General features: G+C 35.6%; 12 protein-coding genes. 10 read left to right on the plus strand and 2 right to left on the minus strand.

Going from position 1 to position 12,483, the window contains the following annotated elements; genetic code table 11:
* The first annotated feature begins 146 nt into the window (after positions 1 to 146).
* From Bccel_RS01425 to Bccel_RS01440, 4 genes are all read left to right on the plus strand, one after another.
* Positions 147 to 788 carry a hypothetical protein gene (locus Bccel_RS01425; protein WP_207643754.1) on the plus strand — a complete coding sequence of 214 codons (642 nt, stop codon included), beginning with the start codon at positions 147 to 149 and terminating at the stop codon, positions 786 to 788.
* Complete coding sequence (locus Bccel_RS01430; RefSeq protein ID WP_036946188.1) at positions 785 to 1,810, plus strand: DUF4350 domain-containing protein; 1,026 nt, start codon at positions 785 to 787, stop codon at positions 1,808 to 1,810. Before Bccel_RS01425 ends, Bccel_RS01430 begins: the two co-directional genes overlap by 4 nt.
* Entirely contained in the window at positions 1,810 to 2,787 is a 978-nt protein-coding gene (locus Bccel_RS01435) for an AAA family ATPase (protein ID WP_050752976.1), read from the plus strand. The genes Bccel_RS01430 and Bccel_RS01435 overlap by 1 nt, the downstream gene beginning before the upstream one ends.
* 63 nt (positions 2,788 to 2,850) lie before the next feature.
* Positions 2,851 to 4,164, plus strand: coding sequence for a DUF58 domain-containing protein (locus Bccel_RS01440; RefSeq protein ID WP_036946190.1), 1,314 nt, complete (start codon positions 2,851 to 2,853; stop codon positions 4,162 to 4,164).
* A gap of 18 nt (positions 4,165 to 4,182) precedes the next feature.
* On the opposite strand, the gene Bccel_RS01445 is transcribed toward Bccel_RS01440, so the two are convergent.
* Positions 4,183 to 5,139 carry a stage II sporulation protein M gene (locus tag Bccel_RS01445; RefSeq protein WP_050752977.1) on the minus strand — a complete coding sequence of 319 codons (957 nt, stop codon included), beginning with the start codon at positions 5,137 to 5,139 and terminating at the stop codon, positions 4,183 to 4,185.
* Between the two features lie 217 nt (positions 5,140 to 5,356).
* On the opposite strand from Bccel_RS01445, the gene Bccel_RS01450 reads away from it, so the two are divergent.
* From Bccel_RS01450 to Bccel_RS01460, 3 genes are all read left to right on the plus strand, one after another.
* A complete protein-coding gene (locus tag Bccel_RS01450) occupies positions 5,357 to 6,109 on the plus strand; it encodes an RDD family protein (protein ID WP_036946193.1) in 753 nt (250 codons plus the stop codon).
* Between the two features lie 93 nt (positions 6,110 to 6,202).
* Positions 6,203 to 7,519 (plus strand): diaminopimelate decarboxylase, encoded by a 1,317-nt coding sequence (gene lysA / locus Bccel_RS01455; RefSeq protein ID WP_036946194.1) that lies wholly within the window; start codon positions 6,203 to 6,205, stop codon positions 7,517 to 7,519.
* Positions 7,520 to 7,559: 40 nt separating this feature from the next.
* Positions 7,560 to 9,155 (plus strand): peptidylprolyl isomerase, encoded by a 1,596-nt coding sequence (locus Bccel_RS01460; RefSeq protein ID WP_050752978.1) that lies wholly within the window; start codon positions 7,560 to 7,562, stop codon positions 9,153 to 9,155.
* A gap of 57 nt (positions 9,156 to 9,212) precedes the next feature.
* Here Bccel_RS01460 and Bccel_RS01465 read toward each other — a convergent pair whose 3' ends face one another.
* Complete coding sequence (locus Bccel_RS01465; protein ID WP_036946196.1) at positions 9,213 to 9,854, minus strand: site-2 protease family protein; 642 nt, start codon at positions 9,852 to 9,854, stop codon at positions 9,213 to 9,215.
* Between the two features lie 221 nt (positions 9,855 to 10,075).
* On the opposite strand from Bccel_RS01465, the gene trpS reads away from it, so the two are divergent.
* The 3 genes from trpS to scpB are packed head-to-tail and all read left to right on the plus strand — an operon-like array spanning position 10,076 to position 12,478.
* Positions 10,076 to 11,065, plus strand: coding sequence for a tryptophan--tRNA ligase (gene trpS, locus Bccel_RS01470; protein ID WP_036946197.1), 990 nt, complete (start codon positions 10,076 to 10,078; stop codon positions 11,063 to 11,065).
* A gap of 30 nt (positions 11,066 to 11,095) precedes the next feature.
* Positions 11,096 to 11,884 carry a segregation and condensation protein A gene (locus tag Bccel_RS01475; RefSeq protein WP_036946199.1) on the plus strand — a complete coding sequence of 263 codons (789 nt, stop codon included), beginning with the start codon at positions 11,096 to 11,098 and terminating at the stop codon, positions 11,882 to 11,884.
* 27 nt (positions 11,885 to 11,911) lie between these two features.
* On the plus strand, positions 11,912 to 12,478 hold the full coding sequence (gene scpB / locus Bccel_RS01480; RefSeq protein WP_050752979.1) for an SMC-Scp complex subunit ScpB: 567 nt from the start codon (positions 11,912 to 11,914) through the stop codon (positions 12,476 to 12,478).
* Positions 12,479 to 12,483: the final 5 nt, after the last annotated feature.

A 12,483-nucleotide genomic window follows, 5' to 3' on the forward strand; every position in this document is an offset into this window, starting at 1 on the left:
TAATGCATGATATTATATTTATGAATTACAGATTTAAAAATAGAAAAATAGCTCAAACGATATTATTTGTTCTGATATGTTTAATAACAATGAACCTGTTTTTTCCATGCTTTTCCTTTGCTATGTCTAAGGATAGGGAGCAGCAAGTGGAAGACAGCCTGAATGATATATTCTCCTCAAAGGAGTTTCAGGAAGCAAATAAGGAGAAAACATTATTGGAAAGGTTATCTGATGTTATTGAAGACATACTGGATAAAATAAAACGGGCTTTGGGCCAAATTAATCCTCCTTCAATAGATGATATCCCCATAAAGCCTCGGGTTAACACAGCGGGACACGGGATTATTTTCTATATTATTATCTTTATCCTGTTGATTTTAATGGCTGCATCAGTAATCTATTTAATTGTAAAATACAAAAGAAATAACAGAAAGATTAAAGAGGAGGAAGACTCCGAGCTTTTAAGCCAGCTTAAAGATCCTGAGGAAGTAAGGCTTCAAGCTATGGAATTTTATAAAAACGGTGATTTCAGGCAGGGAATACGTTTTTTATATCTGTCATTAATCCTTAAACTCAATGAGCAGAACCTTTTAGTGATAAACAAAGCCAAGACCAATAAAGAATACATGAACGAATTAAGAACAAAGGAGTATATCCACTTTGACAAGGTTATGGAGTTTACAGGGGTTTTTAACAGATGTTGGTATGGTAACAGGAATTTGAGCAGGGATATATTTGATAAGTGGTTTTCCGAGTATTCCTCTATTGTAGGGGAGGTAAATTCATGAGAGGCAAAAACATAATTAAAAAAATAATAATATTTGTGCTGATAGCTGCCTTTGTTGTGCTGGTTGGAGTTGTTATGGCAAGTATGAGGGACAGTAGAAAATATGAAAAATATACTTCTTATAGCGTAGATGAAGATGGAGAAAAAGCGTTATATCTTTTAACTGAAAAGATGGGGTACGAGGCGGTAAGGTATAAGAAAACAGTAAGGTTTATGCCCGATTCCGTAACTATGGTAGTTGTGCAGCCTGATTATTACAGGTTTTTTGATGAAACAGAGCTTAAGTACATGAAAAAGTGGATTGAAAAAGGAAATTCACTTATTCTCATATATGATGATCCTGAGGGAAATAGTAATATTATTGAGAAACTTGGTGCAGTGTACGACGGAAAATTCCAATCATATAATGAGTGGGCAACATACAAAGCAGGCGATGGAAGGATGTATGTATGCAATGAAATTGAAATTTTTGCCAATGAGGGTTTGAAGGATAAAATAGGTGCCGTTTCATTTGTAGATGTTATTGATAGTATTGGAAATAGTACAGTATATTTTAACGAATACTATCACAATATGGGTGAAGGAGTTACTGTAAGTGATATTATTGGTTTTAATGGGGTGCTTGTTTTCATTCAGATAATATTAGGCATTGGTGTTTTATTCCTTGCAATGTCAAAAAGGCTTGGAAAGCCTGTTGTTGTTTTTGAGACTGTCAAAAGGGCGGAAAATGAAAATATTTATGCGTTATCCAATATTTATAAGGTTTCAAAAGCAAATCCATATGTTCTTGATGTAATGTTCAAAAGACTTAAAACAGATCTGGCAAAATACCTTGGTATAGATACGGTCCATGACAACAATGAACTTATTAGGGCTGCATCCTTTGATGGTAGGACCAGGAATTTGGAGATTGCAACAGGGTTTAGCAGATGTGAGCAATATATCAATTCCGATAACCGGGATATAAATGAGTTTATATACCTTGCAAAGTGGATAGAGATAATAAGGGAGGAGATAAAGTAATGGAAGGAAATTTCGATACTGGAAGCTTGGGATTTACACAAATAAAAGCAAAAGAAATAATTGATGAAGTTTCAAAGGTCGTTGTTGGCCAGTATGCATTGATTGAACAAATGGTAGTGGTTATACTGTCAGGAGGACATATTCTTGTAGAGGGTGTTCCGGGACTTGCAAAAACCCTCGCTGCCAAGGTTATAGCAAAGACTATAAAGGCGGATTTTAAAAGGGTGCAGTTTACACCTGATCTCATGCCGGCAGATATTACCGGTACAAAAGTATATGATGCCAAATCCGGTGAGTTCTATCTTAGAAAAGGCCCTTTGTTTACCAATATATTCCTAGCAGATGAAATTAACAGGACGCCTCCTAAAACCCAGGCTGCACTGCTAGAATCAATGGAGGAGAGGGCTATAACAATTGATGGTGAGACCCATATGTTAGGTGAGCCGTTTGTTGTAGTGGCAACACAGAATCCTGTTGAGTATGAAGGAACGTATCCTCTGCCGGAGGCACAGCTTGACAGATTTATGATGAAGCTTACAGTTGATTATATGCCTCAAAAGTTCGAAAATATGATGCTGGATAAATTTAAAATTGGCTTTAGCAGCTCTCAGATTGACAAAGCCAATATAAATGCGGTATGCAATTTCGATGATATCAAAAGGTGCAGGGAAGAAATATTAAAGGTTGAAGTGAATGATGGAATTATAAACTATATTACTTCAATCGTCAGGGCTACAAGAAATTCGCCCAGCCTGGTGCTGGGAGCAAGCCCGAGGGCATCAATTTCCATTTTACTTGCTGCAAAAACACTGGCTGCCATGCAGGGGCGTAATTTTGTAATACCCGAAGACATTAAGGATATTACTGTTCCGGTACTAAGGCATAGGGTAATATTGAAGCCTGAAGCCAGCATAGACGGTTTAAAAAGCGATGATGTATTGAGAAGCATTTTAGGCAAGGTTGAAGTGCCTAGATAATATTTAGTTACTAAGAGATCATTACTAATACTAAAAGTGATCAGATTTAAAAGGAGAATTAATATGCCTTTTAGCAAAACCTTTGCGGGTTTTATAATACTGGGGATGATACCTATTGTTTTAGGTGCTTTCTTCGGATTATCGTTTTATATATTTATACTATATAACCTTATACTGTCAGCTCTTCTTATTATTGATTTTATAATAACTCCCGGTATAGATAAGCTTGAAATACGGCGTGAATGCGACAGGAAGCTGTCTATGGGATCGGAGAATATTATAAAAATTTTTGTAAGGAATAACGGAAGCCATGTTTTGAACATTGAAGCAAGGGATGAGGTTCCAAGCTATATGGACGTTGTGGGCGGTACTTTAAATATCAAGTCGGTGCCTCATTATGAAAACCCAGGGTCATATACCGTTGTGCCGCAAAAACGCGGCGAATATACCTTTGGAGATATTCATATAAGATATAGAGGTGTTTTAAAGCTTTGCATGAAATATGGAAGGTTTGATACAAAAGAGAATTTGAAGGTTTTTCCAAATCTTAGAGACTTGAAAAGGTACAGCTTTGCTTCCTTAAGAAAAAACTTGGTGCTTATAGGTAATAAAAAAATGAAAACCTACGGAATAGGTACTGAGTTCGAGAGCCTCAGGGAATATTCCGAGGGCGATGATTACAGGAAAGTCAACTGGCTGGCTACAGCAAGGTCAAGCAAGCTTATTGTAAACAACTATGAGCCTGAAAGGAACCAGCAGGTATATATAATGCTTGATTCGAGCAGGGTAATGAATGCTGAGATCAACTATATAAAGAAGCTTGACTATGCTATAAACTCTGCATTTTTACTTGCAGAGATAGCTGGGAAAAAGGGAGACAATATAGGCCTTCTGGTTTTTGACAAGGATGTAAAACGTTTTGTTAAATCGGGGAAGGGTATGACCCATTTCAGTACAATAGCAGATAATCTATATAATGTCGAAGAAAATTTTGTTACTGCCGATTACGACAATGCACTTTTTCACTTGTGCAAATACCAGAGGAGAAGAAGTCTTTTATGCATATTTACAGACCTTTTTAACTCGCAGGAGGCACTGGCTTTGGTTAGGGCTTTAAAGACCACAGGCAGAAACCACATACCTCTTGTGATAACAATAAAGGATATGAGGGTTTACGAAATGGCAGCTAACAAAATAAGCACTGTCACCAATATTTATGATAAATGTGCGGCAGTTAAGGATATTGATGAAAGGGAAAAAATACAAAGGATATTTGAGAGTGCAGGCATAGCTTCCATAGATATACCTCCTGACAAGCTTTCCATGGAGGTAATTAACAAATATTTAAATATGAAGGCAATGATGCAGCTTAGTTAAAGATACCTAACTGTAAAGCTAGTTATACTTCTTTCTTCTTATAAATGGTAATGCCAAATACAAGCTAAGCAGGATAAAGGAAAGAAGAGAAAATATTAATTTAGCTTCTACAGAGACCTCTGACGGTGTGAAGTAGCCTTCAATTATACCTGCTACAATAAATAATGGTATTGTGCCGCAAGCAAGATATACAGCTGTTTTACCACCTTTTATCAGGGAATCCTTCCTTGAGTAAACCCCAGGGTTAATTATTGACTTGCCTATTATGAGGCCCGCAGCACCGCATACAAAAATACAGAAGAGCTCTAAAACTCCATGGGGAAGTATTAAGGACCAGAAAATAAAAAATACGTTGTAATTTAAAGCAAGTCCAGCTGCACTGCCTAATATAAAGCCATTGAAAATAAGTATATAAGTTGTGCCAAGCCCTAATGTTATTCCCAAAGCAAATGCCCTGAGACCTACACCTATATTATTTGTAAAAATGGATGCTGACTGTGTGGCACTGTCCCAGGCACTCCTGCCTGATTTAAGAGTCTTTATGCCTTCGATCAATTCTGGCGGTATAAAAGCAGGTGCATTATCGGAATTTAATATTGTAATTATAAAACTGAAAATAACGCCAACCATGAACAAAGCTGTTGATAAAATCATGTAGGAAGTGTTATCTTTCAACAACTCAGGGAAGCCTTTAATATAAAATGAAAATATCTTCTTAAACCCTGAAGATTTGGTCGAGTAAATATGGCTGTGAGCTGATGAAGCAAGGCTGTTAAGATATTCCGTTGTCTTGGATTCTCCAAAAAAGGTCTTGCTATATGATAAGTGGCTGCAAACAATCCTGTAGGATGTTATGAAGCTATCCAATTCGGATTTGCTCAAAGATTTAAGCTTTTTTGATTTAAGCTTATCGAGTAATGATTCCAAATTGGACCAAATATATGAATTATCATTAATAAATTTTTCTTCTCTCATGGTAAACACCCTGATTTTGTTTTATAATATTTGTGACAGGATTAATTGTATCAGATTTAGACCATTGTTACAATCTAAATTAAAAGTGTTAATAATCTTACATTTGACGGAGCAAATAACGAACGGTTTTGGCGGGATTTGCGACAGACAAATGTAATAGATTTATCACTTTTAATCTAAATTAAAAGTTTTATAAGAGGAAGGTAAAACTTACTTTATGAGAAAGATAAAAAACATAATTACTCCAGAAAATGTTTTTATAGATTTTGAATTAGCAGGCTTAGGGTCAAGATTTTTAGCATTTTTGATAGATTTTATGATACAGTGTTTTTCTATATTTTTAATAATTATTATGATTTTCTCATCCGGGTTTTCTATGTATCAAGGTGAAGAAATAGATTCTTATATTACTGCATTAGGTATTGTTGTGGTCTTTGTGATATATAATGGATATTTTATTTTCTTTGAAATGTTAATGAACGGACAGTCACCTGGAAAGAGGCTTTTAAATTTAATGGTCATAAAAGAAACAGGTGAAGCAATAACATTTTTTGACTCGGCACTAAGAAACATAATAAGAGTTATTGATTTTTTGCCGTCTTTTTATCTTGCAGGTTCATTAATTATGGTTTTTAACAAAAATTACAAGAGAATTGGTGATATGGCTGCAAATACCATAGTGGTGAAAAAACTGAAGAATGAGAAGCCTTTAACAGCAAAGGATATTCTGGCAGGTTTTAGCATGGAAATTAAAAGTAACGGTACAAATATCTATCCTGTTAATGAATATGAGTTTAACGTTTTAAAGGAATTTATGGAAAGGAAAGAGCAGCTAGGTGAAAAGAAAAGCCTTTTTACCTTCTACCTTAACAGGTATTTTCATTCAAAGTTTAATATGGAAATCAAGGGTAAAAATCCTTATGAATTCTTCAATGAAATATTGTTTATGAATAAGGATAGAGGAAAATGAAATGAAGCAAAAATGCAGGATTATATATTGACGCCTGCATTTTTAAATGCTAACATTTAGTCATAATCAATTAATTTAATGGATGGTGAAAATATGTTTGTATCAGAAGCTTTAAAGACCAATAGTTTGAATCATTTGGAAATTGGGGGATGTGATGCTGTAGAATTGGTAGAAAAGTATGGAACTCCCTTATATGTAATGGATGAAGGATTGATAAGAAAAAATTGTCGAATATACAAAAATTCAATGGACAAGTATTATAACGGTAATGGGATGGTCCTGTATGCAAGTAAGGCTTTTAGTGCAATGGCAATATACAAAATTGTTGACAGCGAGGGCCTTGGTATAGATGTAGTTTCGGGCGGAGAGCTTTATACAGCTTATAAAGCAGGATTTCCAATGGACAAGGTTTATTTCCATGGGAACAATAAAACCATAGCTGAAATTGAGCTTGCTATTGACAAGGATGTAAGAAGAATTGTAGTAGATAACTTGGAAGAACTCAAAAATATAGATAGAATTGCAGGAGAAAAAGGTAAAAAAGCTTGTATTTCTTTTAGAATAAAGCCTGGAATAGATGCACATACACATGATTTTGTTCAGACCGGCCAGATCGATTCTAAATTTGGTGTTGCACTTGAGAATGGCGAAGCTTTAGATATAATAAAGTTTGCATCCACTCTTAAAAATGTATCTGTGGTAGGTGTTCACTGTCATATAGGCTCCCAGATTTTCGACCTGGCACCATTTGAATTGGCAGCAAAGGTAATGCTGGAGTTTATCAGCCAAATCAAAAATGAAACAGGAATTGTGATTGAAGAGCTTAACTTGGGCGGTGGATTTGGAATCAAATACATCCCTGCACATGATCCAATTGAGTATGATAGTTATATTGAGTCTGTTTCAAAAGTTGTAAAAGGGATCTGTGAGGACAAGAGAATTAAATTGCCTTTTATTGTTATGGAACCGGGCAGATCGATAGTTGCATCAGCAGGTATAACACTTTATAAGGTAGGTGCGGTAAAAGAAATTAAGAATGTTAGAACCTATGTGTCTGTTGATGGGGGTATGGCAGACAATCCGAGATATGCTCTTTACCAGTCGCCTTATGATGCTGTGCTTGCAAACAGACTTAATGCACCTAAGGAAAATGTTATTACCATTGCAGGCAAGTGCTGTGAATCTGGTGATATTCTCATAAAGGATATCAATTTTCCAAAGGTTACAGCAGGGGATATAATAGCTGTTATGGCTACAGGTGCGTATAACTACTCAATGTCAAGCAATTACAATAGAATTCCTCGTCCACCTGTTGTATTGGTTCATGAAGGAAAGTCAAGGCTCATTGTTAAAGGCGAGGACTATGAAGATATAATAAGAAACGATATAATCCCTGAGGATTTAGGCTAGGAGTGCATTGCAATGCAGTGCGATGAAAGGATGTAAAACTATGTTTAAAAAACGAGTGCCAAGTCTGCTTCTTGCAGCAATTTTCAGCCTGTCTTTAGCTGTTAATACCAATGCAGCTACTGGCGAAAACGGTACATGGAAAACTGATGGACAGGCAGTAACCCTGGATTCTAAGGAAAAGTCAGTTACAGAGGATGTTTATAGTACCAATAAGTCTGTACAGGAAGATGTGTATAGTACCAATACAGAAGTGGTGACGCCTCAAGAGGAAGATTATGCACCTACTGTTATTCCAACACCTATGCCAACACCTGTAAAGGATCAAATAGGTTCTATATCAAATGTATCTGTCGAACTGGATAAGAAGGCATTAAACATTAGAACCATAAACATAAATGGCAGATATTATGCAGCTTTAGCTGACCTTTGCTATTATCTAAATGTGGATTACAAAGCAGATGTTAACACAAAGATAGTAAACATTTTTAAGGATAAAAAAACTACCATAAAGAGTGCGGAAAAATTTATTAAAAGGAGCCGTATAGACCTTGTAAAAGTTCTTCCTGGACAATACAGTATTAAGATTGATAACATAGACACATGCCTCGAGTCTTATATTTATGCTGGGAGGTCATATGTTCCGGTTAGATATTTTATGGAGATGTTCGATAAAACAATAGATTATTTAGCTGCCAGAAACACTATATCAATCTCCAAAGCTCAAGACCAGGTTATAGGAGCTGTAAATGGCGTATCATTATATAAAAGTGATTTTGATTTTTTCTATAATGGGCAGAGTAAAAATGTAGCAGAATCTGCAACTAAAGAAAATTTGGACAGCGAGCTGAAAAAGCTAAAGCAGACGGTTTTTGATTATATTGTAGAAGAAGCTCTTATAAAGATGAATATGCCTAAAAGCCATACAGTTCTTACAGACAGTGGTTACAATGAAATTAATTCATATATAAGCAGAATGGTTGAAAGATATGGCGGAATTGAAAAGCTAAGAAGCGTTTTGGCTCAAGACAAGGTATCCTTCAACCAGTTTATACAATATACAAAATCAAGCTATTTAAGCACAAACTATTTAAATTCACTGATTAAGGATGTCAAGGCAACTGATGAAGAGATAGAGAAGTATTATCAGGATAATAAAAAATCATTTGTTCAGCCTGAAAAGGTAAAAGCAAAGCATATATTATTTTTTACAGTAGATCAGGCAACAGGCGGGGATTATCCAAAAGAAAAAATAGAAGAAATAGAAAAGAAAGCAAAAGAGGTCTTAAAGAGCATAAGAGATGGAGCCGATTTTGATGAGATGATGAAGAAATACGGTGAGGACCCCGGTGCCAAGCAGATGCCTGAAGGGTACACATTCAGCAGGGGTGAAATGGTAAAGGAATTTGAGGAATCGGCGTTTGCCATGAAGGTAGGAGAAGTAAGCGATCTAGTTAAGACTGAATATGGGTATCATATTATAAAAGTTGTTGATAAGACACCTGAGAAACAAATTCAGCTTAATGAAGTAACAGAAAGCATAAAACCTGAATTGGACCAGAAGGCTCAAAGCGATTATTTACAAGGTTTGCTCGATAAATGGAAGGCTGCAAGCAATATAGTGAATAATATGAAATGACAACTAAGACATGAATAAAAAGATAAGAGGTGGCATTAGCCACCTCTTATTTACTCTTTATTTTATATAAAAGATACTAAGTATTGTTCTATAAATATAGATGATTGGGGGAGATATAATTCTTGATAATATATTTGTTGCAACAAGAAACAAGAAAACTATAAAACTATATCTTTGAAGTATCGTGTAAAATTCATATTTCTCTATATTAGTAAGGTTTTCAAGTATCCTTGAACCAGGGAAAGGAGGAATTGGAAGAATACCTAAAACAAAGAATACTACATTAAAATATATTCCAAACAATAAAATTTGCAGTAAATTGCCTCCGATAACTGTGCCTAAAAGGATATCTATCTTAAGGACCAGCATTATTTTCATTATTATAGCAAAAAGTATTGCCATAAGAAGATTTCCAATAAAGCCTGCTGCTGAAACAAGGGAATCGTCAATTCTAATATTTTTAAAGTTTCGACGGTTTATATTCACAGGCTTAGACCATCCGAATCCTATAACAACAAAAATTAAAAAGCCTAATGGATCAATATGTTCTTTGGGGTTAAGGGATAGTTTTCCCTGATATCTTGGGGTCTTATCGCCAAGTTTGTCTGCCATATAGGCTTGAGCAAACCCACTAATTACTAAGGCAATTAGAATACCTGGAATGCTCATTATCATTTCCTGAACAGTTCTGCCAAACATTTATAATCTCCTCGCATTATGAAATTTATTATATAAATAATACTAATTATTCTATCAGTTGGAATTAAAAAAGTCCATATCAAAATCCATTGTATAACTTACCATTAATAATAGTTTCCCTATTATATGAAAAGTAAACGGTTAGAGTGAAACTTATAATTGTAAATTGTACATACAATATGCTAATATATAAAGAGCATATTTGAACGGAGCGTGGATTCATGAAGAAAGGTAAGATATTAAGCGGGATGAGGCCCACAGGGGCACTTCATTTGGGAAACTACTTCGGAGCCCTGGAAAATTGGGTTAAGCTTCAAAATGATTATGACTGTTATTTCTTTGTAGCTGATTGGCATGCATTGACTACAGGGTATGAGAATACAGACGACATTAAAAATAATATTAACAATCTTGTTATAGATTTCTTAAGTGCAGGACTTGATCCTGAAAAGTGCAGCATATTTTTACAGTCAAGTGTTGTAGAGCATGCTGAGCTGCATTTGCTCTTTTCCATGGTAACTCCTTTACCATGGCTGACAAGGTGTCCAACATATAAGGATCAACTGGCACAGATGAAGGACAAGAACATTACTACGTACGGCTTTTTAGGATATCCTTGCCTGCAGGCAGCAGATATACTTATTTATAAAGCAAATTTCGTACCCGTTGGTGAAGATCAGCTTCCTCACCTTGAGCTTACAAGGGAAATAGCCAGAAGATTTAATTTCCTTTATAGAGAAGTATTTCCAGAGCCCCAGCCTTTGCTTACAAAGGCCAAAGTTTTACCTGGACTTGATGGAAGGAAGATGAGCAAAAGCTATAACAATACTATTGCTCTTTCAGACAGTCCAGAGGATATAAAGAAAAAGGTAATGACCATGATCACAGATCCTCAAAGGATTAAAAAGGATGATCCGGGTCATCCGGATGTATGTGCCGTGTACGCTTTCCATAAGGTATTTAATGAGGATGAGGTGCCGGAAATAGAAGAGAACTGTAAAGGCGGTAAAATTGGTTGTGTTCAGTGTAAGCGTAATTTGGCTGAAAAAATGAATGCTTACATGACTCCGATATATGAAAGAAGGCAGGATATTTTAAGTAAACCAGCCTATATCAAGGAAGTAGTAATGAAGGGTAATGAGAATGCCAGGAAAATTGCAAGAAGTACAATGGAAGATGTAAGGAATGCATTAAAAATAGACTGGGAATAATGAATGAATTAAGATGCGGAGTTGGATTTTGTGGAGAGTGCGTTAACTAATGCCTGTAAAATAAAGGTTCAAAACTTTGAAGGTCCTTTTGACCTTCTATTCCATCTTATTGAGAAAAACCAGATAAATATTTATGACATACCTATAAATGAAATTACAGACCAATATATGGAATATCTGTTTGCCATGAAAGAGCTTGATTTGGAGATTGCCAGTGAGTTTCTGGTAATGGCAGCTACCTTGCTCCATATAAAGTCAAAGCTTTTGCTTCCGGACAAAAAGGAAAAAAATGCTCCGGAAGAGATTGACCCAAGAGAAGAGCTTGTATTAAAGCTAATTGAATATAAAAAGTATAAGGATTTTTCTTTGCAGTTAAGACTTAATGAGGCACAATGGGAAAGCATTTATTATAAGTTTCCCGAATGTTTGGAGTTTGAGAAGGAAGAAGAGATATTGGAACTGTCACCTGATGAAATAAGAAGAGTTTATATAAGGCTTCTTGAGAGAAACAGGAAAAAAATGAACAATACAGTGACTAAAATGGCAACAATCATGCAGCATGAGAAGGTATCGCTGAAGTCAAAGATGAGAGAGGTATTGCTGCTTCTTTTCAGGAAAACCAAGCTTGTTTTTTCTGACATCTTTACATTGGACAAAAGGTCAAGGACTGAAGTCGTTACAGGGTTTCTTGCTATTTTGGAGCTCTCAAAGCTTAAAAAGGTTAAGCTTGAGCAGCAAAGGCAGTTTTCAGATATTGAAATATATCACTGTGGTGGAGTAGAAGACCTGAAGCTTTATGAAGAAAAAGAGGAACAATAATATATAATCCTATAACCGGAGGAGCTTATGGAAGAGAAGGATATAGAGGCTATTATTGAGGGAATGCTTTTTGCAGCAGGTGATCCTTTATCATTGGACAGAATATCGGAAGTACTTGAAATAGATAAAAAGACTGTTAAAGTAATTTTAAATAATATGATTATAAACTATCAAAATTCAAAGCGTGGAATAATGCTTCGCGAGATAAATTCAAAGTATCAGCTTTGTACAAGGTTTGAGCATCATGATTATATTAAAAAGCTTTTTGAACCAAGACAGAAGCAGGGACTGTCCTCAGCAGCTTTTGAAGCACTTTCAATTATAGCCTACAATCAGCCCATCACAAGGTCAAAAGTTGAGCAAGTGAGAGGTGTCAATTCAGATAGTGCAATATCAAAGTTGTTGGACAAGAATCTCATAAAAGAGGCTGGAAGGCTGGACGCACCGGGTAAACCAGTGTTATATGAGACTACTGAAGAATTTTTAAGAAGCTTTGGCTTTAGGTCCATTACTGATCTACCAAGACTTGAGCTAAATGAAGTTCAAGGTATTAGCGAAGCAGCCGCGATGAGCGAGCCGAACGCAATTGAGTAAATAAA

It is taken from the genome of Pseudobacteroides cellulosolvens ATCC 35603 = DSM 2933, assembly GCF_001262605.1.
Taxonomy (GTDB): Bacteria; Bacillota; Clostridia; order Acetivibrionales; family DSM-2933; genus Pseudobacteroides; species Pseudobacteroides cellulosolvens.

Coding starts and splice junctions, on each gene's coding strand:
- Bccel_RS01440 (WP_036946190.1), top strand. CDS start 2,851: ATGCCTTTTAGCAAAACCTTTGCGGGTTTTATAATACTGGGGATGATA.
- Bccel_RS01435 (WP_050752976.1), top strand. CDS start 1,810: ATGGAAGGAAATTTCGATACTGGAAGCTTGGGATTTACACAAATAAAA.
- Bccel_RS01445 (WP_050752977.1), bottom strand. CDS start 5,139: ATGAGAGAAGAAAAATTTATTAATGATAATTCATATATTTGGTCCAAT.
- scpB (WP_050752979.1), top strand. CDS start 11,912: ATGGAAGAGAAGGATATAGAGGCTATTATTGAGGGAATGCTTTTTGCA.
- trpS (WP_036946197.1), top strand. CDS start 10,076: ATGAAGAAAGGTAAGATATTAAGCGGGATGAGGCCCACAGGGGCACTT.
- Bccel_RS01460 (WP_050752978.1), top strand. CDS start 7,560: ATGTTTAAAAAACGAGTGCCAAGTCTGCTTCTTGCAGCAATTTTCAGC.
- Bccel_RS01450 (WP_036946193.1), top strand. CDS start 5,357: ATGAGAAAGATAAAAAACATAATTACTCCAGAAAATGTTTTTATAGAT.
- Bccel_RS01465 (WP_036946196.1), bottom strand. CDS start 9,854: ATGTTTGGCAGAACTGTTCAGGAAATGATAATGAGCATTCCAGGTATT.
- lysA (WP_036946194.1), top strand. CDS start 6,203: ATGTTTGTATCAGAAGCTTTAAAGACCAATAGTTTGAATCATTTGGAA.
- Bccel_RS01430 (WP_036946188.1), top strand. CDS start 785: ATGAGAGGCAAAAACATAATTAAAAAAATAATAATATTTGTGCTGATA.